The 21,639-nt window shown below is 60.0% G+C and carries 22 protein-coding genes; 15 read left to right on the top strand and 7 right to left on the bottom strand.

What is annotated here, in order from left to right:
• The first annotated feature begins 49 nt into the window (after nt 1-49).
• The 4 genes from J7394_RS02020 (at nt 50) to J7394_RS02005 (ending at nt 4,745) form a co-directional block, all read left to right on the top strand.
• On the top strand, nt 50-1,873 hold the full coding sequence (locus tag J7394_RS02020; RefSeq protein WP_209250572.1) for a DUF294 nucleotidyltransferase-like domain-containing protein: 1,824 nt from the start codon (nt 50-52) through the stop codon (nt 1,871-1,873).
• A gap of 84 nt (nt 1,874-1,957) precedes the next feature.
• Nucleotides 1,958-2,476 carry a hypothetical protein gene (locus J7394_RS02015; RefSeq protein ID WP_170376630.1) on the top strand — a complete coding sequence of 173 codons (519 nt, stop codon included), beginning with the start codon at nt 1,958-1,960 and terminating at the stop codon, nt 2,474-2,476.
• 2 nt (nt 2,477-2,478) lie between these two features.
• Nucleotides 2,479-3,891 (top strand): exonuclease domain-containing protein, encoded by a 1,413-nt coding sequence (locus J7394_RS02010; RefSeq protein ID WP_209250570.1) that lies wholly within the window; start codon nt 2,479-2,481, stop codon nt 3,889-3,891.
• A gap of 353 nt (nt 3,892-4,244) precedes the next feature.
• Entirely contained in the window at nt 4,245-4,745 is a 501-nt protein-coding gene (locus J7394_RS02005; RefSeq protein WP_209250568.1) for a flavin reductase family protein, read from the top strand.
• A gap of 6 nt (nt 4,746-4,751) precedes the next feature.
• Here J7394_RS02005 and J7394_RS02000 read toward each other — a convergent pair whose 3' ends face one another.
• Genes J7394_RS02000 through J7394_RS01990 form a run of 3 tightly spaced genes read right to left on the bottom strand, consistent with a single transcriptional unit; the run spans nt 4,752 to nt 6,984 of the window.
• Complete coding sequence (locus tag J7394_RS02000; protein WP_209250567.1) at nt 4,752-5,231, bottom strand: DUF6505 family protein; 480 nt, start codon at nt 5,229-5,231, stop codon at nt 4,752-4,754.
• Nucleotides 5,231-5,926 carry a biotin/lipoate--protein ligase family protein gene (locus J7394_RS01995; protein WP_209250565.1) on the bottom strand — a complete coding sequence of 232 codons (696 nt, stop codon included), beginning with the start codon at nt 5,924-5,926 and terminating at the stop codon, nt 5,231-5,233. The genes J7394_RS02000 and J7394_RS01995 overlap by 1 nt, the downstream gene beginning before the upstream one ends.
• Nucleotides 5,923-6,984, bottom strand: coding sequence for an Mrp/NBP35 family ATP-binding protein (locus tag J7394_RS01990; RefSeq protein WP_209250563.1), 1,062 nt, complete (start codon nt 6,982-6,984; stop codon nt 5,923-5,925). The genes J7394_RS01995 and J7394_RS01990 overlap by 4 nt, the downstream gene beginning before the upstream one ends.
• Nucleotides 6,985-7,092: 108 nt before the next feature.
• Between J7394_RS01990 and J7394_RS01985 the strand changes: the two genes are divergently transcribed.
• Nucleotides 7,093-7,821, top strand: coding sequence for a cytochrome c (locus tag J7394_RS01985; RefSeq protein ID WP_209250561.1), 729 nt, complete (start codon nt 7,093-7,095; stop codon nt 7,819-7,821).
• Here the strand turns inward: J7394_RS01985 and J7394_RS01980 are convergent.
• Nucleotides 7,815-9,770, bottom strand: a complete 1,956-nt coding sequence (locus tag J7394_RS01980; protein ID WP_209250559.1) for a 4Fe-4S binding protein — start codon at nt 9,768-9,770, stop codon at nt 7,815-7,817. The genes J7394_RS01985 and J7394_RS01980 overlap by 7 nt on opposite strands.
• A 261-nt stretch (nt 9,771-10,031) precedes the next feature.
• Between J7394_RS01980 and J7394_RS01975 the strand changes: the two genes are divergently transcribed.
• The 10 genes from J7394_RS01975 (at nt 10,032) to J7394_RS01935 (ending at nt 19,230) form a co-directional block, all read left to right on the top strand.
• The gene (locus J7394_RS01975; protein ID WP_170469868.1) at nt 10,032-10,586 is read left to right on the top strand and encodes a DUF3305 domain-containing protein; all 555 of its coding nucleotides are present in this window, start codon (nt 10,032-10,034) and stop codon (nt 10,584-10,586) included.
• Nucleotides 10,583-11,155 carry a DUF3306 domain-containing protein gene (locus J7394_RS01970; RefSeq protein WP_209250557.1) on the top strand — a complete coding sequence of 191 codons (573 nt, stop codon included), beginning with the start codon at nt 10,583-10,585 and terminating at the stop codon, nt 11,153-11,155. Before J7394_RS01975 ends, J7394_RS01970 begins: the two co-directional genes overlap by 4 nt.
• A gap of 3 nt (nt 11,156-11,158) precedes the next feature.
• Nucleotides 11,159-11,770: a molecular chaperone gene (locus J7394_RS01965; protein ID WP_209250555.1), complete on the top strand. Its 612-nt coding sequence runs from the start codon at nt 11,159-11,161 to the stop codon at nt 11,768-11,770.
• Nucleotides 11,771-11,828: 58 nt separating this feature from the next.
• The gene (locus J7394_RS01960; protein WP_170376587.1) at nt 11,829-12,017 is read left to right on the top strand and encodes a ubiquinol-cytochrome c reductase iron-sulfur subunit N-terminal domain-containing protein; all 189 of its coding nucleotides are present in this window, start codon (nt 11,829-11,831) and stop codon (nt 12,015-12,017) included.
• Nucleotides 12,018-12,171: 154 nt separating this feature from the next.
• Nucleotides 12,172-15,066, top strand: a complete 2,895-nt coding sequence (locus J7394_RS01955; RefSeq protein ID WP_209250553.1) for a formate dehydrogenase subunit alpha — start codon at nt 12,172-12,174, stop codon at nt 15,064-15,066.
• 16 nt (nt 15,067-15,082) lie between these two features.
• A complete protein-coding gene (fdh3B, locus tag J7394_RS01950; RefSeq protein WP_170376582.1) occupies nt 15,083-15,679 on the top strand; it encodes a formate dehydrogenase FDH3 subunit beta in 597 nt (198 codons plus the stop codon).
• Nucleotides 15,680-15,749: 70 nt separating this feature from the next.
• Nucleotides 15,750-16,955: a formate dehydrogenase subunit gamma gene (locus J7394_RS01945; RefSeq protein ID WP_209250717.1), complete on the top strand. Its 1,206-nt coding sequence runs from the start codon at nt 15,750-15,752 to the stop codon at nt 16,953-16,955.
• Nucleotides 16,956-18,218: a c-type cytochrome gene (locus J7394_RS01940; RefSeq protein WP_209250551.1), complete on the top strand. Its 1,263-nt coding sequence runs from the start codon at nt 16,956-16,958 to the stop codon at nt 18,216-18,218.
• A gap of 13 nt (nt 18,219-18,231) precedes the next feature.
• Entirely contained in the window at nt 18,232-18,357 is a 126-nt protein-coding gene (locus J7394_RS23000; protein ID WP_256439764.1) for a hypothetical protein, read from the top strand.
• Complete coding sequence (locus tag J7394_RS01935) at nt 18,358-19,230, top strand: helix-turn-helix transcriptional regulator (protein WP_209250550.1); 873 nt, start codon at nt 18,358-18,360, stop codon at nt 19,228-19,230. It begins immediately after the preceding gene.
• A gap of 51 nt (nt 19,231-19,281) precedes the next feature.
• Here J7394_RS01935 and J7394_RS01930 read toward each other — a convergent pair whose 3' ends face one another.
• From J7394_RS01930 to J7394_RS01920, 3 genes are read right to left on the bottom strand one after another with little or no spacing between them, the layout of a single operon-like run.
• Nucleotides 19,282-20,097 (bottom strand): substrate-binding domain-containing protein, encoded by an 816-nt coding sequence (locus J7394_RS01930; RefSeq protein ID WP_209250549.1) that lies wholly within the window; start codon nt 20,095-20,097, stop codon nt 19,282-19,284.
• A gap of 20 nt (nt 20,098-20,117) precedes the next feature.
• The gene (locus tag J7394_RS01925; protein ID WP_209250548.1) at nt 20,118-20,852 is read right to left on the bottom strand and encodes an ATP-binding cassette domain-containing protein; all 735 of its coding nucleotides are present in this window, start codon (nt 20,850-20,852) and stop codon (nt 20,118-20,120) included.
• Nucleotides 20,845-21,558 carry an ABC transporter permease gene (locus tag J7394_RS01920; protein WP_209250547.1) on the bottom strand — a complete coding sequence of 238 codons (714 nt, stop codon included), beginning with the start codon at nt 21,556-21,558 and terminating at the stop codon, nt 20,845-20,847. The genes J7394_RS01925 and J7394_RS01920 overlap by 8 nt, the downstream gene beginning before the upstream one ends.
• Between the last annotated feature and the right edge of the window lie 81 nt (nt 21,559-21,639).

Below are 21,639 nucleotides of genomic sequence, written 5' to 3'. Positions count from 1 at the left end.
CCCGTCCGGCACACCACCGGGCGGGATTTTTGTTCCACGGAGTATTTAGATGCCCCTGTCCCATGACCAGATCACCCGGTTTTTGGAATCCGTACATCCCTACGACGCCCTGCCCGCCGACGTGCTGGATGAAGTCGCCAGACAGATCGAGGTCTGGGAGGTAGATGAGGACTACCCTGTTTACGATCTGGGCCACAAACTGCCCGGCGTATTCGTGATCTATGAAGGACAGGTTGAAATCACGGATGAGAACGACGAGGTCGTTTCGCATCTGGGATTGCGCAATTCCTTTGGTGAACGCGGGCTACTGAAAAACGGCAAAGCCGCGACAAAGGCCCGCGCCCATACCCCATCTGTGCTGATCGTGCTTCCACCTGAACTGGTACGAGAGTTGATCAACGAGCATGATGTGGTCTCGAAGTTTTTCGATCGCTCACGCGGGGGACGCAGCGGTCCGCAGAGTTTGGCGACCAGCGCCATTGATGTCCTGATGGCGCACAATCCGGCCACCTGCCCTCCGGCCACGACTGTGCGCGACGCCGCGCGCCTGATGCGCGACAAAGGGATTTCGTCGCTATGCGTGACAGAGGCCGAAGGTCTGGTAGGCATCGCCACCCTACGTGATATCTCGGGCAAGTTCGTCGCCGACGCGATGCCGGCGGATACTCCGATCTCACAGATCATGACGCCGAACCCAACCACCCTTTCGCCTTCGGATATCGGCTCGGATGTGCTGCACGTCATGATGGAGCGCGGGATCGGCCACATCCCGATTTGCGAGGGCGGACGTCTGGTCGGGGTCGTTACGCAGACAGACCTGACGCACTATCAGGCCGTGAACTCGGCCGAGCTTGTTCGCCGAATTGCCCATGCCGACAATGCCGAGGTAATGGCCAAGGTCACGGCAGAAATTCCTCAGCTGCTGGTGCAGCTGGTTGCGGGCGGCAACCGGCATGAAATCGTGACACGGCTGATCACGGATATTGCAGACACGGCCACACGTCGGCTGCTGAGCCTTGCTGAAGCCGAACTGGGGCCGCCGCCGGTGCCCTATCTGTGGTTGGCCTGCGGATCGCAAGGACGGCAGGAACAGACAGGTGTATCCGACCAGGACAACTGCCTGATATTGGACGATGCGGTGACCGAAGATGACATGGCCTATTTCACGCAACTCGCCAAATATGTCTCGGACGGGCTGGATACCTGCGGCTATTTCTACTGCCCCGGTGACATGATGGCGACCAATCCGCGCTGGTGTCAGCCGCAGCATGTCTGGCGCGACTATTTCAAGGGGTGGATTGCCAAACCAAATCCCGAAGCGCAGATGTTGGCCTCGGTCATGTTTGACCTGCGCCCTATCGGCGGCGCGTTCGAGCTGTTCGCCGATCTTCAGGCCGATACGCTGAACGCAGCCAATTCGAATTCGATTTTTGTTGCGCATATGATCGGGAATTCTCTGAAACACACGCCGCCTTTGGGTCTGTTACGGGGGTTTGCCACCATACGTTCGGGCGAGCATCGCAATACGCTGGATTTGAAACATAACGGCGTAGTACCCGTGGTCGATCTGGCACGGATTTACAGCCTGCAGGGCAAACTGCCCGAGGCCAATACCCGCGCCCGCCTGAAGGCGGCTGAGGCCGCAGGTGTCCTCAGCCCATCCGGTGCGCGTGATTTGCTGGACGCCTATGATCTGATTGCTGAAACCCGGCTGGAACATCAGGTCGCACTGGTCAAATCCGGGGAAAAACCAGACAATTACTTGCCACCTACAAACCTGTCCGACTTTGAGCGCAGCCACCTGAGGGACGCGTTTGTGGTTGTGAAAACCATGCAATCCGCTGTCGGTCATGGCAAGGGAATGCTGGGTTAGAAACGAGAGATCAGGATCGCCCTCGGCGACCGTATTTGAATTGAAAAGACTGGGCGAGGAACGCCCGAAGGGTGGAGAAGACCAATGTTTCTGGAATTGATCGGTACGATATTTGCGGGCTTTGCCTTTGCCGGGATCGTGCTGGTGCTGAACAAGCTGACCGGCGGGCGGTTGCCCCGGTGGGCCACGCCGGTCGCTGCGGGGCTGGGCATGATCGGAATGACGATCGCCAGCGAATACTCGTGGTACGACCGCACCCGCGAAACGCTGCCGGACAGTGTCAGCATCATCCAAGAGGTCGAAAGCCGCGCGATTTACCGCCCCTGGACCTATGCCGTGCCTTTCGTGGACAGGTTCGCGGCCATCGACACAGACTCGGTGCGCAAGAACGAACAAGTTCCGGATGAACGGCTGGTCGAGCTCTATTTCTTTGGCCGCTGGGCGCCGGTCTCGAAGGTTCCAGTTGTCGTAAACTGCGCCGAAAACCTGCGGGCCAATCTGGCCGACGGGGCCGAGTTTGGCGATGATGGCCGCGTTCTGAATGCCGACTGGATCAAGGCCGGAACCGGCGATCCCATCATTGAGGCCACCTGCGGAGTTTGATCATGCTGACCAAGTTGAGCCTGCGTCTGAGAATCTTTCTGTTCTTCTGCCTGTTAGCGGCGGGTGGGCTGGCGGTCAGCGCTCTGGCGCTTTGGTTCAGCTATGCCCGCGAGGGCAACCCCGCCCTGTTCGACCCGTTCCTTTTTGCCGGGATCGTAATTGCCTTTGGGCTGTTGGCTCTGATCGCCGGTGTCTGGTTGCTGTTTGACGACAATGTCGCAAAACCGATTGAGCGTCTCTCTGCCGAATTGCGCGCGCGCGCTCATGCCGGGGTTAGCAGCAATATGGATGTGCAGACGGCAAAATACCTGGGCGACCTTGCCCCGGCCGCCGCTGGGCTGGCGGATCAGCTGTCGCACAAGACGCTCAGCGTGGCCGAGGCAGTCGCATCCGAGACCGCCCAACTGGCTGCCGAAAAGAACAGGCTAACCGCCCTGTTGACTGAGATTCCGGTTGCCATGCTGCTCGCCAGCCCGAACCACAAGATCGTCCTCTATGATGCGCAAGCGGCCGAGGTTCTGGCCCAGATCGCACATCCCCGTCTGAACGCCGCGCTTGAGGATTATCTACAGCCTGACGCGCTGTATGCCGCTTATTCGAAACTGGTCAAAACCGGTCAGGACGTCACCTGTACGTTGACCAGCATCGACGGAGCTCAGAGCTATTCCGCGCGCGTGAAACCTTTGGGAGATGCGCCCGGATACATGCTGATTTTCGACGACAGCGCTGCGCAGATCGCCCCGGACGCGGCGCGCCCGCTGGTCTATGATTTCGATCTGTTGAACATGTCCGCCTCGGACAGTTTCGAGGGCCAAACAATTGAAGATCTTTGCTTTGTAGTCTTTGACACCGAAACCACCGGTCTTTTGCCGCACAAGGACGAGATCGTTCAGATCGGCGCGGTCCGGGTCGTGAAAGGACGCATTGTCGAAGGCGAGCGGATCGATATGTTGGTCGATCCTGGCATCCCAATTCCAGCAGCCTCGACCAAGGTTCACAAGGTCAGCGACCAGATGGTACAAGGTGCGCCCGACATTGGTGAGGCTGGTCGCATCTTTCATCAATTCGCACGGGACGCCGTGATTGTTGCCCACAATGCGCCATTCGACATGGCATTCCTGCGCCGCCACGCCACGCGGATGGGTGTTGAATGGGATCACCCAATTCTGGACACCGTACTTCTGTCTGCTGTCCTGTTTGGCGCCAGCGAGACGCATACGCTGGACGCGCTATGTGACCGTTTGGACGTAGAAATTCCCGAAGCGCTCCGCCACACGGCGCTGGGGGATGCGGTGGCCACGGCTGAGGCGCTTGTGCGGATGCTGCCCATGCTGAAAGCGCGGGATATCACCACATTCGGCGCGATCATCACCGAGACCCGCAAACACGGTCGCTTGTTGGAGGACCTGAACTGACCTTGGGTCAGGACCCAGTCATCTTGCGCCACTGGTTTGGCTGATTTTGGTTCTGACAAGGCACTTCCCTGCAGGAATAGAGGTTCTATTTCAAAGGGAAGTAACGCAGTTCAAAAGCAAAATCAGCCAAATCCTTCGGACGTGTGAACCGCTGCAAAGCAGCGGCTTTGATCGCTTGGAATTGACACCGCCAGTCCCGGCGCGATCAAAACCACTGCTTTTTTGCCGTTCGCGCGCCAGTGGCGCAAGCTGAATGGGTCCTGACCCTAATTTTCAACGTGATGAACCAAAGTTACCATGGACAATACGGAACGGTCATGGCACCTGACGATCGGGCAGAGAACAGATGTGCAATGACCGAGAAGACTTTTATCCCGACCCCTGATCAAAGCACCGCGTTTCGTGAAGCGCTGGGGTGTTTCGGGACAGGTGTTACGGTCGTCACAACACAGACGGCACTTGGGCCGCGTGCAATCACCGTGAACTCCTTCACCTCGGTTTCACTGGACCCACCGCTGGTCCTGTGGTGTCTGGCCAAGGAATCCAACCGGTTCGGCGCGTTTTCGGACTGCCAGCACTATTCCATCCATGTCATGGCACAAGAGCAGCAGGACCAAAGCCTGCGGTTCGCGCGGGACGGAGAAGATTTCTCTCATGCAGACTGGAGCGCAGATGATATGGGCCGGCCTCAGCTCGCCAATTGCCTCGCACGGTTTGACTGCCATTTGCACGCCTGCCACGAAGCGGGCGATCACCTGATCATGGTTGGCCATGTGGATCAGGTCATGTATCGCACGGGCCAGGGCCTGATCTTCAAGCGCGGTCAGTTCGGCGGATTTGTCGACCTGATCTGACGGCCCTCAGTCGTCCAGCGAGCCGTGAACCGCCAGAGCCTCAAGCTGCGTTTCCTGCGGAGTGATCACGCGGAACGCTTCATGCACACCACTTTCGGTCAATTCACGCGCAACGGTGACCAACGTGTTGGCGGCGTGTTCTTCGCATAGCTCGGACATATGATCTATCTCTGATTGCGCCACACCCAACGCAGCCTCGACCGACGGTGCGCCGTAGAATTTCACGAAATGCTCGGCCAGATTTTCAACGATCTGATCTTTCTCGGCCGGTTCGATCTGGGTGACGGCCACAAAGGTCACACGCCCGAAGGTCTCTAACCCCAGCCAGCCATTGGCGAAGGCCTGACGGGCCTTGCCTTCTAGGTCTCCCTGCCCCCAATTTGAGAACTCAAACCCGCCCGAGATGCACCATTCCCCCGTACGCGCGGGCGAGTGGAACACGTTCATGTCGCTTTCGTCGAAGTGAATCGCGCGGGCCAGTTTCATCAGGTCGCCTCCAATAGGTTTGTGAGCGGGCGCAAGTGAGTCTCATCCTTGTCGCGGATCAGCATGCCGAACCGTTCATCCGTGCCAAGGAACACGCCCTGCCCCTCGATCGGTTCTCCGACGCCGCGCAGAAGGCCAAGCCATTCGCCGTGTAGCGGTGCGTTGCCGTCTTCAGACCAGCGGTTGAGCCAGGTCAGCATATGCCGCGACCAGCTTTCCACCAGTTGGGTTGCCGAAACCTCGGCGCAGCCCTCATCATAAAGCGCGGTGACGTCCGGCGTTTGGCCGGGCGCATCGCTGGTTTGCAGCAGTACCAACTCCCACCCGACGACCAGCCAGTCTGGTATCTGATCGGGATCGCTGGTCGACGCGGCAACATGGAACTGCCCACATTTCGCGCCGTTCACGCAGATCAGGCCATCCCAGCCCAGATGCACCGCCACTTCTGGCGGGGCCAGAGCGCCCAGCGCGTTCTGAAACCCGACGGCACACAGCGGTAGCATCGCCATGGCGTCCTGCAAGACGACCTCGGGCGCGAATACGATGGCCGCGCGCAGGCGATCGGCCTGAATATTGTACACGACCGAACCGGAATCGCAGCCCAGCGCCGCCATGGCCTGGGCCTTTTCGAACGGGTCTTCCCCACCCTTGGCGGGATGACCTGTCAGCAGAGGGGGAAAGACCGGTTCGCTCATGCGTTGCCTTTGGCGATCAGGTCGCGCGCGATCTTGCGGAACGCGTCGGCCTGTGGGCTTTCGGGTTTGCTGACCACGATAGGCGCCCCTCCGTCCGCGGCCATCCGGATATCCAGATGCAGCGGGATTTCACCCAAAAGCGGCACGCCCAGCGCCTCGGCCTCGGAGGCGACACCGCCATGGCCAAAGATGTGTTCCTCGTGCCCGCAGTTGGAACAGATATGGGTCGACATGTTTTCGATCATACCGAAGATCGGTGTCTTGAGTTGGTTGAACATGTCGATCCCCTTGCGGGCGTCGATCAGCGCAACGTCCTGCGGGGTTGAGACTACGATGGCCCCATCCACCTGGAACTTCTGACTGAGCGTCAGTTGCACGTCACCAGTGCCCGGTGGCAGGTCAACGATCAGCACGTCCAACGCGCCCCATTGAACCTGGTTCATCATCTGTTGCAGCGCACCCATCAGCATGGGACCGCGCCAAACGACCGCCTGCCCTTCGTTGGTCATCAGACCCATCGACATCATGGTGACGCCGTGATTGCGCAGCGGCAGGATCGTCTTGCCATCCGGGCTGGCCGGGCGTCCCGAGACACCGAGCATCCGAGGCTGTGACGGGCCATAGACATCCGCGTCAAGCAACCCGACACGCCGCCCCTCGGCCGCCAAGGCACAGGCGAGGTTCGCGGATACGGTGGACTTGCCGACCCCACCCTTGCCCGAGGCAACGGCGATAATACGATCCACGCCGGGAACTGCCTGCGGACCGGTCTGAGAGGGCTTTGGTTTTGGCTTCAGATCCGGTGGACCCTTATCGGAATGCGCGGTCAACATAGCCGACACTTTCGAAACACCCTCGACCATCTGCGCAGCCTGCTCAGCGGCGGCGCGCACAGGCTCCATCCGTTCGGCCTGTTTGGGGTCGATCTCAAGTACGAAGCGCACGGTATCGCCTTCGACATTCAGGGCGCGCACAACACCAGCGCTGACGATATCCTGACCGGAAACCGGGTCGGTAATCTTTTTCAAATTTGCAAGAACCGCGTCACGGACACTCATGCCATCATCCCCATAACCTGCCCCATCGCATGGTTGCTTTTCATTGCATGTGTCTCCGTCTCTTTTCGTTCATTTGACGCATTTGCCTTTTGGCGATTAGGCTTGGGCATGCGCTTTTTCCTTTTGTGCCTCAGCCTGACGCTCTCCGCCACCCCTTCCGGGGCGCAAGACGCGATTGGCCTGGCCAGCCCGAGTGAAGTTTCGAACTCGGGCCTTTTGCAACATATTCTTCCGCGCTTTTCACTCAAGACCGGGATACGGGTAATCAGCGATGCTGAGGGCATTATGTCGTTGAACACCAGTGCCGAGGGCGATCCGGTCTTTGCGCGTGGCGAGATCGTCTATCACCTGCGCATTCAGGACGACCCGAAACAGGCACGCTTTCGCGACTGGCTGCTGTCGGATATCGGCAAGCGTACGATCGAAAGCTTTGCCCCGGATCAAGGCCCGCCCTTTAGTGCCAGTTTCGAGGTTGCCAGCGCCGAGGCCTCCGAAGTCATCGACGGCAATACCGCATTGGGTGAGGAGCTTTCGATGACCCATTGCGGACGCTGTCATGTGATCGGCCCGCAGAACCGCATGAATGGGCTTGGCTCGACCCCCTCTTTCGCCGTGTTGCGCACATTGCCCGATTGGGACGAGAGGTTTCAGGCCTTCTTCGCGCTGAACCCCCACCCGGCCTTCACGCAGATCGAAGGGTTGACGCCCCCTTTCGATCCGACGCGTCCGTCGCCCATACACCCTGTTGAGATGACGCTGGACGATCTGGACGCCATTCTGGCCTTTGTCTCGGTCATCAGCGCAGCGGATCTCGGCGCGCCACTGCAGCATCAATGATCCTTCCGTTTTGAGAAATAGTCATCCGTCGTCACAACCTTGGGCCGCGGATTGGACTGGAACGGATTGTCCTGCATGTTGAACTGCGCGCCCACCCGGCAATTGTCGCACATCTGGATCATCCGCGCCTGCTCGGACGAGGCAAACATCGGGTGTATCCCCGACAGCTTCTCCATGACCCGCTCCACCGTTGACTTCACACCAAACGGGGCACCGCATTCGACACATTCAAAGGGCTCTTCCTCGTTCAACACCTGCTGAGACAACGCCGCATCGCTCAGGTCCAGTTGGGGAACCAGCGCAATGGCATCCTCGGGGCAGATGTTGCGGCACAGACCGCATTGCAAACAGGCGTCCTGCTGGAAGTTAAGCTGCGGTTTGTCCGGGTTGTCGATCAAAGCCCCCGATGGGCAGAGCGACACACAGCTTAGGCACAGCGTACACGCCTCCGTATCCACAGCGACGGCCCCATAGGGTGCGCCTTGTGGCAAAGCCAGAGGTTCCTCGGCCTTAGGGTTCAGAGCCTGCGCCGCTAGCCGGGCGATTTGTCGGCGGTTGCCCAACGGTAGAACCGGGTCGGTCAGTGCCGTAGGTACGTCTTGAGCATAAAGCAGATCGCTCATCGCATCCGGGTCGGCCTCATCAATAAGTCCAAGCCCCGCGACCGGCGCGATCGCCTGTGCAAGCTCCAGCTCGCGGTCCAGCGCATCCCGCTCCGTCTTCGGCGCAAGCAGGATGTCGACCCGTGCAAAACCATGGGCGAATGCTGCCAGCATCTCGGCGTGGCCGAAGCCGGAAATGACGCTCAACTCCATCGGAATGACATCTGCGGGAAGTCCACGTCCGAACCGCGCGGCAAGACGGATCATCTCGGCGCCGTGGGCGTCATGCACCAGCAGACGCGGAGCGGAGCCTCCGGCCCGGCGATAGGTTCGGGCCAAGACGTGCATCCGCGACAGCACCGCCGACACAGGCGGATCCTCGTAAGTGATTGCGGTCGAGGGGCACAGCGCAGCGCACGCCCCACAGCCAGCACAGATCATGGGATCTATGGCAACATGCTCTCCGGCGGGCGTGATGGCCCCGGTCGGGCAGATATCAAGGCAATTGGTACAGGCCACCTGCTCGGCCCGCGAATGGGCACACAGAGTTTCCTCAAGACGCACATAGAGGGGTTTTTCGAACGTCCCCACCAGCTGCGCTGCATCAAACGCCAGTTTGGAGACGGCCAGCGGGTCGCGCGGGTCCGCCCGCAAATAACCTTCGCGCTTGGCCGGAGCTTGAACGAGTGGCGTTTCTCCGGCCACATCAATCAGGATGTCACAGGCCGACTGCGCCCCGTCGCGCGGATCGGTCCAGCCAAACGCCCCACGACCACCCGGGGCAATTTGCTGCAACCCGTCGATCCGCAGGGCAAACCCGCCCAATGCGCCCGAAACCGAGCGGACCTGCCCCCGCACCACGTCAAAGCTGCGGCTGATGGGTGAGGTCTCATCACCCGTCACAACAGTCACCGCCAGCGTGGTCGCCAAACGCTCGGCCAGATCAAAGGCGACCTCGGCCGGACCGACAATACAGCAAGTCCCCTCGCTGATCACATCAACACTGGGCGAAATGGGCATCGGCACCATCGCCTCGACCGCCAGGGCTGCCATCTTGGGGGCCGCATCACCAGATTGGTCAGACCAGCCCGCGCGGTCCCTCAGATCAACAAAGGCGGGTGGTTCAACCTCAAGATCCTCGGCCAGATCGCGGAACACCTCCTGCTCTTGCCCGCAGGCGATCAGCAGTTGGTCATCCCCCTTCATAAACTCCGCGACAACACCCAGCTCTCGTGTGCAAAGGGCGGTGTGTGTTTTGCTGCACTCCAACTCGGTGGCCGCGCCGATACGGTCGGCATCCACCTGCTGCGAGCCTTCGCAGTTACATAGAATAAGTTTGGTGGCCATGTCCCTCCCCCGGACAGCTTCCTGACTTGTTACCTTAGATGGTATCGCCCGGCTGGCAATCCAGTCTTTGCGAAACATGACAGTTCGCAGGTTAAATTCTTTTGGAGCGCTTATTTTCCTGATTCAAATCGTCGGAATTTCACTTGTTAAACTTTAGTCGTACAAGAGGTTTTTCACGCGATTGAGACTTGGCAGAGCCGGCCTATGTGTACCATAGTAGACTTAGGGTAAGGCAGGGGAGAGCCTTACGGGGAGGAGCCAGTGGCCAAGGCCGCAAGCCGTATTGAAATGCCTGTTGGCGTCATCGTGCGCAAAACACCCGGCGTTACTCGCTGGGCGAAGTGGAACTGGCGCGCGGTTGCCGTGCTGCCCGGCGCTGGCCCTGCTGATTGGGTCGAGCTTCGGCGCGAAGGCGATGCCGTAGAATACCACGCCGCCACCCTGCCCCTGACCCTCTGGGCCGATGAGACCGAAGCTTACATGGTCAATCTCTCCGATGGGCAGCCTTCCGTTTATCTGGTTCTGCGCAACGATCTGGACGGCAACCGCCCGATGGATGCGGCGCTGATCACCGCCTCTCCGTTCGAGGGGCAGGATTATGCAGATACCGGCGAAGAGATCGTTGAGAAAATCCCCATGACCGAAGGCCTGATCGCCTGGGTTCGGGATTTCACCTTGGAACACCACCGGGATGAGGTTTTCATCAAACGCCGTCGTGACAAGAAACGCACGGACCTTGTGGAGGACGGCAAGGGGGATGCGCGTATTCGGCAGACCTCGGACGTCTACCGCGCACCGAGGAAGGTGCTGCAATGACCCAACCCCGCGATTTCTGGTCCCGCCGCAAGGCAGCCGTTCGGGCAGAAACCGAGGCCGAAGCGATCGCGGTGGAACAACAAACCATTGCGACGCAACAGGCCGAGTTGGAAGAAAAGAGCGACGCCGAAATTCTGGCCGAGTTCAACCTGCCCGACCCCGATCAGTTACAGGCCGGAGATGATGTGTCGGGCTTCATGGCCAAGGCAGTCCCCGACCGCTTGCGCCGCCGTGCCCTGCGTCGGCTGTGGCGGCTGAATCCTGTGTTGGCCAACGTGGACGGACTGGTTGACTACGGCGAAGACTACACCGATGCCGCTTGTGTGATCGAAAACCTCCAAACCGCTTATCAGGTCGGCAAAGGGATGTTGGCGCATATTGAGGCTTTGGCAGCCGAAGAGGATGAGCCTGAAATCGACGCCCCCGAGCCTGTCGAGGAAGAAGAACCCGCCACCCTCGCCGGACCTGAACCAGCGCCGGAACCGATGGCTCTGGCCGAAGCGGAAGAGCCAGAGGACGAGCCATATACCCCGGCCCCGCGCCGCATGAGATTTGAATTCGAAGGATAACGGATGACCGCAAGCAACGCGCAACACATGGATATCTCGGCCGAGGATCGGCTGCGCGCGGATTTCTACAACTTTCTGGGTCTGCTGCTGGCTGGCCCGCCGGATCAATTGCTGTTGGATCAGATGGCGGGGCTCAGCGGCGATGACACCGATCTGGGTCAGGCCATTCAAGCCATGGCACGGGTGGCCAAAGTGACCAAACCCGCCTCAGCAGAACGCGAGTTCAACGCGCTGTTCATCGGGTTGGGCCGTGGTGAACTGCTGCCCTATGCCAGCTTTTACCTGACCGGGTTCCTGAACGAAAAACCTCTGGCTCAGTTGCGCAATGACATGGCCGTGCGCGGCATCACCCGTGCCAAGAACGTATTCGAGCCCGAAGATAACATCGCCTCGCTGATGGAGATTATGGCGGGCATGATCGTGGGCCGGTTTGGAACCGCTGCCTCACTCGACGATCAAAAAGCGTTCTGGAACAAACATATCGGCCCTTGGGCCGCACATTTCTATTCGGATTTGGAAGCTGCCGAAGCTTCGGTTCTCTATGCCTCGGTCGGGACGGCCGGTCGTGTGTTCATGGAGATCGAGCGTGAGGCGTTCCGAATGACGGCGGCATAACCCGCCACTCACCGGCGCCCAAACAGGCGCCAGATCGCAAATGGGAAAGGAGACACCCATGAGCAAGACCAAGGAAGAAGGCGCAACCCGCCGCGACTTCCTCAAACTGGCCGGAACCGCAGCGCCCGCTGCTGTCGCCGCCGCCAGCCTGAGCGGTCAAGCCGAAGCAGCCGAGCTGCCGACGGACGAGACCCGCATGCAGGACACCGCGCATACCCGCGCGTATCTGGAAAGCGCGCGCTTCTAAGTCACTTGAAAGCGCGCTTTCAGCACGACGACTGCGCCCGGCGCACCAGCCGGACGATGTCAACTACCCGACAGACGGTTGCGATTGGCCCTGATGTCGGTTCGCGAAGTACCAAGCCAGCCGTGGCTGACACGGCGCGCAAGGGAGGAAAACAATGCTTAGGAAAAAGACCAACGGGGTTGCGAGACGCCCCCAGCGGACAAGTATCCTGTCCCAGGTCGGCGAGAAAACCGTCGATCGCCGCGCATTCCTGCGTGGCTCGGGCCTGACGATCGGCGGCCTTGCCGCGATCAGCGCCACGGGTGGAACCGTGACGCAAGCCAGCGCCCAGACGGCGGCAAACCAGGCCGTTGAGAATATCAAATCCGTCTGCACTCACTGCTCGGTCGGTTGTACAGTCGTTGCCGAGGTGCAAAATGGTGTCTGGGTCGGGCAAGAACCCGGTTGGGACAGCCCGTTCAACCTGGGTGCGCACTGCGCCAAGGGGGCTGCTGTCCGCGAACACGCCCATGGCGAACGCCGCCTGAAATATCCGATGAAAAAAGAAGGCGGAGAGTGGAAGCGCATCAGCTGGGACGAGGCGATCAACGAGATCGGCGACGGCATGATGAACATCCGTCAGGAATCCGGGCCGGACAGTGTGTACTGGCTGGGTTCTGCGAAGCACAACAACGAACAGGCCTATCTGTTCCGCAAGTTCGCCGCCTATTGGGGCACGAACAACGTGGACCATCAGGCCCGTATCTGCCACTCGACCACTGTTGCGGGCGTTGCGAACACATGGGGCTACGGCGCCATGACCAACTCGTATAACGACATGCACAACAGCCGAGCCATCTTTATCATCGGTGGTAACCCGGCCGAGGCGCACCCCGTCTCGCTGCTGCATATCCTGCGTGCGAAAGAGCAGAACAACGCGCCTCTGATCGTCTGCGACCCGCGCTTTACGCGCACCGCGGCGCATGCGGATGAATATGTCCGTTTCCGTCCCGGCACCGACGTCGCATTGGTCTGGGGTATCCTGTGGCACATCTTCGACAACGGTTGGGAAGACAAAGAGTTCATCCGCACCCGTGTCTGGGGTATGGACCAGATCAAGGAAGAGGTTGCCAAGTGGACCCCGGATGAGGTTGAGCGCGTCACCGGCACACCCGGTTCGCAGTTGCGCCGCGTTGCCCGGACCATGGTGAACAACCGCCCCGGCACCGTTGTCTGGTGTATGGGTGGCACTCAGCACACCAACGGCAACAACAACACCCGCGCCTACTGCGTGCTTCAGCTGGCACTTGGCAACATGGGCACCTCGGGTGGTGGCACAAACATCTTCCGCGGCCATGACAACGTGCAGGGCGCGACGGACCTTGGTGTTCTGTCCCACACCCTGCCCGGCTATTACGGGCTGTCCGCAGGGGCATGGGGCCATTGGAGCCGCGTCTGGGGTGAGGACATCGATTGGCTGAAAGGTCAGTTCGCCACGATCAAGGACAAGGAAGGCAAGGACAAGCCGCTGATGAATGAGCGCGGCATCCCGGTCTCCCGCTGGATCGACGGTGTTCTGGAAGACCCGGCCAACATGGATCAGGACAACAACGTCCGCGCAATGGTTCTGTGGGGCCACGCGCCCAACTCACAGACCCGGATGACGGAAATGAAGACGGCGATGGAGAAGCTGGACATGCTGGTCGTGATCGACCCGTATCCCACCGTTTCCGCCGTTCTGCAGGACCGTACTGATGGCGTTTACCTGTTGCCAGCCTGTACCCAGTTCGAAACCCGTGGCTCGGTCACGGCCTCGAACCGCTCGCTGCAATGGCGCGACAAGGTGGTGGATCCCCTGTTCGAAAGCTTGCCGGACGAGGTCATCATGGCCAAGTTCGCCAATAAATTCGGCTGGGCGGATCGTCTGTTCCGCAACATCGAGATGGACGACCCGGAAACCCCGAATGTTGAAAGCATCACGCGTGAGTTCAACTCGGGCCTCTGGACCATCGGCTATACCGGTCAGTCGCCAGAACGTCTGAAAAGCCACATGGCCAACCAGCACACGTTCGACAGAACCACGCTGCAAGCCATTGGTGGACCTAACGACGGCGAGTATTACGGTCTGCCTTGGCCTTGCTGGGGAACGCCTGAGATGGGTCATACGGGGACTCCAAACCTCTATGACATGTCCAAGCCGGTGGCCGAAGGCGGCCTGACCTTCCGGGCCCGTTTCGGGGTGGAACGCGATGGTGACAACCTGCTGGCCGAAGGGGTCTACAGCGTCGGATCGGAAATTCAGGATGGTTATCCCGAATTCACGATGCAGATGCTGATGGACCTTGGCTGGGATGGAGACCTCACGGCTGAGGAACGCGCGGCGATCGACGCCGTTGCGGGACCAGAGACCAACTGGAAGACCGACCTCAGCGGCGGTATCCAGCGGGTCGCGATCGCTCATGGCTGTGCGCCCTTCGGGAACGCCAAAGCCCGCGCGGTTGTCTGGACCTTCCCGGATCCGATCCCACTGCACCGCGAGCCGCTCTACACGAACCGGCGCGATCTGGTGGAGGATTATCCAACCTACGAGGACCGTCAGGCCTATCGTCTGCCCACCCTTTACGCTTCGATCCAAAAGAACGACTTTTCAAAGGATTATCCGATAATCCTAACGTCAGGTCGTCTGGTCGAATATGAAGGCGGTGGTGATGAGACACGGTCTAACCCGTGGCTGGCCGAGCTTCAGCAGGACATGTTCGTCGAGATCAATCCGCGCGATGCCAATAACCTTGGTATTCGGGACGGATCGCAGGTCTGGGTCGAAGGTCCTGAGGGTGGCAAGGTCAAGGTGATGGCGATGCTGACCAACAGGGTCGGTGCCGGCGTGGCCTTCATGCCATTCCACTTTGGCGGCCATTTCCAGGGCGAGGACCTGAGGGAGAAATATCCCAAGGGTGCCGATCCCTATGTGCTGGGTGAAAGTACCAACACCGCCCAGACCTATGGCTATGATTCAGTGACCCAGATGCAGGAGACCAAAGCGACTCTCTGCAAGATCTGGTCAGCGTAAGGAGGAGAAGAGAAAAATGGCAGCAAGAGCAAAATTTCTCTGCGACGCTGAACGCTGTATCGAGTGCAACGCCTGTGTCACCGCGTGTAAGAACGAACACGAGGTGCCATGGGGCATCAACCGCCGCAGGGTGGTAACGATCAATGACGGCAATCCGGGCGAACGCTCGATCTCGGTGGCCTGTATGCATTGTTCGGATGCGCCTTGCATGGCGGTGTGCCCGGTCGACTGCTTCTATCAGAACGAAGAAGGCGTCGTCCTGCACTCCAAGGACCTGTGCATTGGCTGCGGCTATTGCTTCTACGCGTGCCCCTTCGGCGCGCCGCAATACCCGCAGGCGGGCAACTTCGGATCGCGCGGCAAGATGGACAAATGTACCTTCTGCGCCGGTGGCCCCGAAGAAACACACTCGACCGCAGAGTTCGCCAAATATGGTCGCAACCGGATCGCCGAGGGCAAACTGCCCATCTGCGCCGAGATGTGCTCCACCAAGGCCCTGCTCGCCGGTGACGGCGATGTCGTCTCGGCCATCTACCGCGAGCGTGTCGTCGCGCGCGGGTTTGGCTCGGGAGCATGGGGTTGGGGCACGGCCTACGACCAGAAAGACGGCTGATCCGTCTTAATAGGAAACAGGTGACCCGCAAATGTGGGTCACCTGCATTGGCATTTTGACCGAGGTTCAGATGTTCCGTCTACTCTTCGCCCTTCTGTTCACCCTTGGGCTGACCCAGTTCGCCCTTGCCCAAAGCACCGAGACCGAGGCCCCTGCCGCGGACGCGCGCGCCTCGACCGGCGGTGCCACGACGCTCGAAGATATTCTGGCGCGACAGCGGGGCGAGAAAGTGGACAACGCCTATCGCTCGGAAAACACCGGTCAGGGCAATGTCGAGGGGCTGCTTGGCCAATTCGGAACAAGGGGCGTCGCCTCTGACAGCGATGTGTATCGCGCTATTCGTTATGGCTCGGCCGATACAACGGTATCGTCTCAAGGGCCTGCCGCTGGTGTCCTGATCCAGGATGGAGGCATGTGGTGGTGGAACTTCAGAACGGGTCCACTGCGTGAATACGGCAGCTACATCATTGCTGGGATGGCGGCCGTCATTCTGTTGTTCTTCCTAGTCCGCGGTAAAATCCGCATTGATGGGGAAAAGACGGGCCGCACGGTTCTGCGCTTCAACAGTTTCGAACGGTTTGGCCACTGGCTGTTTGCCGGGTCGTTCCTGATCCTCGGTATCACTGGCCTGCTGACGCTTTATGGCCGCGACTTCCTGATCCCGATCTTCGGCAAGGAAGGCTTCGCCACCATCGCGCAGGGCTGCAAATGGCTGCACAACAACCTCGCCTGGGCCTTCATGCTGGGCTTGATCATCGTCACCGTGAACTGGATCGCCCATAACATTCCCAACAAAACCGACCTGAAATGGCTGGCCGCCGGAGGGGGATTGTTCACCAAAGGCAGCCACCCGCCCGCCAAGAAATTCAACGCGGGCCAGAAGATCATCTTCTGGGCCTGTATCCTGCTGGGTATCTCGATCAGCCTGTCCGGCCTGTCGCTGCTGTTCCCGTTCGAGCTGCCGATGTTCGCCAAGACCTTCTCTATCGCCAACTCCACCGGCATTCCACAGGCGCTTGGTCTGAACCTGCCCGTCCAGATGTCGCCGCAGGAGGAAATGCAATACGCACAGGTCTGGCACGTCATGGTGGCCTATGTCTTCATCGCCATCATCATCGCCCATATTTACCTCGGCTCGGTCGGGATGGAGGGCGCGTTTGACGCCATGGGTACCGGCGAGGTGGAAGAGCAATGGGCGCGTGAGCATCACTCGCTCTGGCTGGAAGAGGTGCAGGAAAAAGAGGCGAGTAAAGCAGCGGCCTCTCCCGCTGAATAGATGCGCTGGCTCGCCGTCGCGCTGGCCCTGATCCCCCTGCCCGCGTGGTCCGAGTTCTTTACGCTCAAGGGCCATGGCGGGCCGATCATGGGTATTGCAACCGCACCTGACGGGCGGATCGCCACGGCCAGTTTCGACAACTCGGTTGGCCTGTGGTCGGATCAGATGCCCGAATGGCTGGAAGGCCACGAAGCCGCCGTCAACTCCGTCGTCTTCAACGGCACCGCCATCTACTCCGCCGGAGACGATTTCACCCTGCGCCGCTGGCCGGGCGGAGAGGTCGTGGGCCAGCACAAAGGTAAAATCGTGGGCCTAGCAGCTTCAAAAACCCATGTGGCAACAGCCAGTTGGGACGGCACGATAGGGTTGTGGCCGGTAGACGGCTCCGCCCCGCAGATGCTGGGCCCGACTGGTGGCGGTGTGAACGCGGTGGTGTTTTCACAGGATGGAACCCGGCTGTTCTCGGCAGGCGTGGACGGCAGCCTACGCGAATGGGACGTGGCCAGCGGGCAAGAAACCCGGCGCGTGGTCGAACATGGCTTCGGCATCAATGAACTGGCCCTGAACGAACAAGACGGCTGGATCGCCTACGGCGCTGTGGACGGCGTCACCCGTATCCGCGACCTGAGCACGGATGAAGAGAGGGATTTCACCCTGGACCGACGCCCCATTCTGGCGCTGGCCCTCAGCCCCGATCGCAGCCTATTGGCCGTCGGGGATGGCGAAGGTTACATCATGGTGATCGACACGGTGGACTGGCGTATCGCCCAAGATTTCCGCGCTACGCTACGGGGGCCGGTCTGGGCGCTGGCGTTCTCGGCCGACGGCCAGAACATCCACGCGGGGGGAATTGATGAGGCCATGTATAGCTGGCCCGTAGCCGCCCTGAGGGATCAGGAGCAGATGGCCGCGTCAGAACCCAGCTTTTTGAAAGACCCCGACCAGATGAGCAATGGCGAACGGCAATTCGCCCGCAAATGCTCGATCTGCCACAGCCTGACACCGGACGGGCAGCGCCGTGCAGGGCCGACACTCTACGAAGTGTTCGGACGGCAAGCCGGAACCCTGCCCGGTTATTTCTACTCGGAAACGCTGCAAGACTCTGATATCATTTGGAATGACGAGACGATAAATGCCCTTTTTGATGAAGGGCCGGATCACTACATTCCAGGATCAAAGATGCCGATGCAGCGGATCACGCAAGAACAGGACCGGGACGACCTGATCGCATTTCTGCGCCGCGCAACGGTCGATCCGAACTGAACCGGAGGAAACGATGAAAGCCTTTCTTGCCGCCGCAACTGCAATGGTCGTCATCACTGTTGCCGCCCCCTTTGCACTGAACCAGATCGGCTTCAGCGCGGAACAGGCGACCTCTGGCCCTGCTGTGCGCCTCGACTGAATGTCCGAATACCTGACGACGAAAGAGCTGGCCGACCTGTTGCGGATCGGCGAGCGGAAGGCCTATGACCTCGCCTCCTCGGGTGAGGTGCCCTGTGTCCGCGCCATGGGCAAGCTGCTGTTTCCCCGCTCCGAGGTGATTGCGTGGCTTAACGCCTCCCGCTCCGGTCCACAGGTAGCGGAACCGCCCCTGCCTCCGATCGTTGCCGGTAGCCATGACCCACTGCTGGACTGGGCATTGCGGGAGAGCGGATCTGGTCTAGCGACCTACTACGATGGCTCATTCGACGGTCTTATCCGCCTTGGAAGTCGCAGCGCGCAGGCAGCAGCGCTGCATATCCATGAGGAAAACGGCTTCAACACCCAATCCCTGCGCGATGCTTTGGGCGAGGCCCCTGTGGTTCTGATCGAGATCGCGCAGCGACAACGCGGGCTTTTGCTGTCTCCCGAGACCTCGGACATTGCCGGTTTTGACGACCTCAGAGGCCGCCGCGTCGTCCTGCGCCAGAACAGCGCCGCCAGCCAACGCTTGTTTGATGCCGAACTCACAACCCATGGCCTGACCCGAGACGACCTGACCGCCCTACCCACCTGCGCCCGCACCGAGGAAGAGCTGGCCATCACTTTGCACGACAACAAAGCCGAAGCCGGGTTTGGTCTGGGCGCGCTCGCCAGCCTCTACAACCTGCGCTTCGTACCGACCCACTCGGAACGGCTGGATCTGGCAATCTGGCGACGGGCCTATTTTGACGAACCAATGCAGAAACTGCTGCGCTTCATACGGTCGGATCAGTTCCACACCCGCGCATCCGAGTTTGGAGGCTACGACCTGACCGGCTTGGGCCAGGTCCACCAAAACGGCGCCAGCGGCTAGCGCTTCATCTTTTCAAAATACTCTCGCCGAAGGCATTGGCCGCAGGCCAACCTATTGGGCGTTAGGGAAAAACACCTGCTGTCCTTCCAGCCGGAAATCCGCAATCGCCGCCTGACCGTCCGGCCCAATCAGCCAATCAATGAACCTCTGCCCGGCAGTGGCGCGCGTTTTCGGATGCCGCTCGGGATTCACCAAGATCACGCCATATTGGTTGAACAGCCGCGGATCGCCCTCGACCAGAATCTCCAGATCGCCTCGGTTGCCAAAGGACAGCCACGTGGCCCGGTCGGTCAGCGTATAGGCCCCCATGCCGCTGGCAATGTTCAAAGTGGCCCCCATGCCAGATCCGGTCTCGCGATACCATTCACCCGACGCTTCGGTCGGATCCAAACCGGCATCCGCCCAGTGGCTCATCTCGGCCTTGTGCGTTCCGCTGTCATCCGCGCGCGAGGCGAATACGGCCTCAGCCGCCTCGATCGCAGAAAGCGCGGACAGGATATCTGCCCCCCCTTTGACGCCTGCCGGGTCCGATTTTGGCCCGACCAGAACAAAGTCATTATACATCAGATCCAAACGCTCAACGCCCCAACCATCCGCAACGAACTTCTCTTCCGCAGGCTTGGAGTGAACCAGCAACACATCCCCATCGCCATTCACCGCATTGCGAATGGCCTGACCAGTGCCAACGGCCACGACGCGGACATCAATACCACTTTCCGCCTCAAAGCCCGGCAACAGATAGTCCAGCAACCCCGAATTCTGGGTCGAGGTCGTGGATTGCACCACGATAAACGGCTCTTCCGCTGTGGCTACGCCAGCCATCATCCCAAGCCCAAGCGCCACTGCGCGCAAAATTGCCCGTCTCATCACATGCTCCAATGTTTTTGTTATGTCACCAATGCACCCGAGAGATAGCGGCGCGATGCGTCGCTTTCTGGGGCATCCAGAACCTGTTTGGCCGGTCCGTGTTCCACCACACGCCCGCCTTGCATCATGACAATATCCGCAGCCAACCGCCGCGCTTGCCCGATATCATGTGTCACCATGACGATCCGCACCCCACGCGCCGACGCCCGCAGGATCATACGCTCAATCATCTGCACAGCACTTGGGTCCAGCGCGCTGGTCGGCTCATCCAGAAACAGGGTCTCAGGGGTCATCGCCAAGGCCCGTAAGATCGCCAGCCGTTGCGCCTCCCCGCCCGACAAAGACCGCGCGGGCTGGCGGGCTTTGCTCTCGAGGCCACCTTCGGCCAACAGCTCGGCAATCCGAAGTTTGCGCGCGCGACGCGCCAGCCCCTGCCGTTTTAGCACGAAATCCAGATTGGCGGACACCGATCGACGCAGAAGAACGGGCTGCTGGAACACCATCGCCTGCCGCGCTGTATGAGAGGCATTCAGCGGAGAACCATCCTGCACAACCTGCCCCTGATCTGGTGAGATCAACCCATGCAGACACCGCAAAAGCAGGCTTTTACCCGCGCCGTTCGGACCCAGCAACAGTGTTGGCCCCGGCCCGTCCAACGTCAGGTCGGCCACATCCAACAAGGCCTGCCCATTGCGCCGAATGACCAGATCACGAACCTGCAGGAACTGTGTCATATCAAAAGTCAGATCACGCATGACGCAACCCCTCACGTTCGGCGCGGAGGCTGGCGGCACTGACCATGGCGTTCACAGCCACCGCGATGCCGATCAGGATCGCCCCCAACGCCAGCGCCAAAGCCAGATTCCCTTTCGAGGTCTCAAGCGCGATTGTCGTCGTCATGACCCGCGTGACGTGATTGATGTTGCCGCCCACGATGATCACGGCGCCCACCTCGGCAATGGCCCGTCCAAACCCGGCCAAAAGCGCAGTAATCAAAGCCAGGCGCGCATCCCACAACAACACCGGAACCGAGGCCAGTCGCGACACCCCAAGTGAACGGAGTTGTTCCGAGTATTCCTCGGCCAACATCTCAACCACCTGCCGGGTCAGCGCGGCGACGATGGGCGTGACCAAAACCACCTGCGCGATGATCATTGCGGTAGGTGTATAGAGCAGCTCCAACACCCCCAAAGGCCCCGAGCGTGACAGCATCAGATAAACCAGAAGGCCGACCACCACCGGCGGAAACCCCATCAGCGCATTCATCAGCACGATCAACGCACGGCGACCGGGAAAGCGCGCCACGGCCAGCGCTGCCCCAACGGGCATCCCGATCAGCGCCGAGATCAGCACCGCGAAAACGGATACTTTCAGAGAAAGAAAGACAATCGACCATAGCTCTGCATCCCCATTGAGGATGAGAGAGAGGGCGTGACTGAATTCTCCTGCAAATCCTTGCATTTTATCCCTGCGAATGCACCTGTATGGATGATTTGCGTTAATTTACAAGGAAATACTACTATAGATTCACCAAGAGTACAT

The organism is Ruegeria sp. R13_0 (assembly GCF_017743995.1).
Classification (GTDB): domain Bacteria; phylum Pseudomonadota; class Alphaproteobacteria; order Rhodobacterales; family Rhodobacteraceae; genus Ruegeria.
The sequence above is the reverse complement of the archived record's forward strand: the minus strand, read 5'-3'. Positions and strand labels throughout refer to the sequence as shown.

Bases quoted from the DNA above. Each gene is read 5' to 3' on its own strand.
- J7394_RS23000 (WP_256439764.1), top strand. From the start codon at position 18,232: ATGAAAGCCTTTCTTGCCGCCGCAACTGCAATGGTCGTCATCACTGTT.
- J7394_RS01940 (WP_209250551.1), top strand. From the start codon at position 16,956: ATGCGCTGGCTCGCCGTCGCGCTGGCCCTGATCCCCCTGCCCGCGTGG.
- J7394_RS01995 (WP_209250565.1), bottom strand. From the start codon at position 5,926: ATGAGCGAACCGGTCTTTCCCCCTCTGCTGACAGGTCATCCCGCCAAG.
- J7394_RS01985 (WP_209250561.1), top strand. From the start codon at position 7,093: ATGCGCTTTTTCCTTTTGTGCCTCAGCCTGACGCTCTCCGCCACCCCT.
- J7394_RS01960 (WP_170376587.1), top strand. From the start codon at position 11,829: ATGAGCAAGACCAAGGAAGAAGGCGCAACCCGCCGCGACTTCCTCAAA.
- J7394_RS02010 (WP_209250570.1), top strand. From the start codon at position 2,479: ATGCTGACCAAGTTGAGCCTGCGTCTGAGAATCTTTCTGTTCTTCTGC.
- J7394_RS02020 (WP_209250572.1), top strand. From the start codon at position 50: ATGCCCCTGTCCCATGACCAGATCACCCGGTTTTTGGAATCCGTACAT.
- J7394_RS01970 (WP_209250557.1), top strand. From the start codon at position 10,583: ATGACCCAACCCCGCGATTTCTGGTCCCGCCGCAAGGCAGCCGTTCGG.
- fdh3B (WP_170376582.1), top strand. From the start codon at position 15,083: ATGGCAGCAAGAGCAAAATTTCTCTGCGACGCTGAACGCTGTATCGAG.
- J7394_RS01930 (WP_209250549.1), bottom strand. From the start codon at position 20,097: ATGAGACGGGCAATTTTGCGCGCAGTGGCGCTTGGGCTTGGGATGATG.
- J7394_RS01935 (WP_209250550.1), top strand. From the start codon at position 18,358: ATGTCCGAATACCTGACGACGAAAGAGCTGGCCGACCTGTTGCGGATC.
- J7394_RS01920 (WP_209250547.1), bottom strand. From the start codon at position 21,558: ATGCAAGGATTTGCAGGAGAATTCAGTCACGCCCTCTCTCTCATCCTC.
- J7394_RS02005 (WP_209250568.1), top strand. From the start codon at position 4,245: ATGACCGAGAAGACTTTTATCCCGACCCCTGATCAAAGCACCGCGTTT.
- J7394_RS01990 (WP_209250563.1), bottom strand. From the start codon at position 6,984: ATGAGTGTCCGTGACGCGGTTCTTGCAAATTTGAAAAAGATTACCGAC.
- J7394_RS01955 (WP_209250553.1), top strand. From the start codon at position 12,172: ATGCTTAGGAAAAAGACCAACGGGGTTGCGAGACGCCCCCAGCGGACA.
- J7394_RS01965 (WP_209250555.1), top strand. From the start codon at position 11,159: ATGACCGCAAGCAACGCGCAACACATGGATATCTCGGCCGAGGATCGG.
- J7394_RS02000 (WP_209250567.1), bottom strand. From the start codon at position 5,231: ATGAAACTGGCCCGCGCGATTCACTTCGACGAAAGCGACATGAACGTG.
- J7394_RS02015 (WP_170376630.1), top strand. From the start codon at position 1,958: ATGTTTCTGGAATTGATCGGTACGATATTTGCGGGCTTTGCCTTTGCC.
- J7394_RS01945 (WP_209250717.1), top strand. From the start codon at position 15,750: ATGTTCCGTCTACTCTTCGCCCTTCTGTTCACCCTTGGGCTGACCCAG.
- J7394_RS01925 (WP_209250548.1), bottom strand. From the start codon at position 20,852: ATGCGTGATCTGACTTTTGATATGACACAGTTCCTGCAGGTTCGTGAT.
- J7394_RS01980 (WP_209250559.1), bottom strand. From the start codon at position 9,770: ATGGCCACCAAACTTATTCTATGTAACTGCGAAGGCTCGCAGCAGGTG.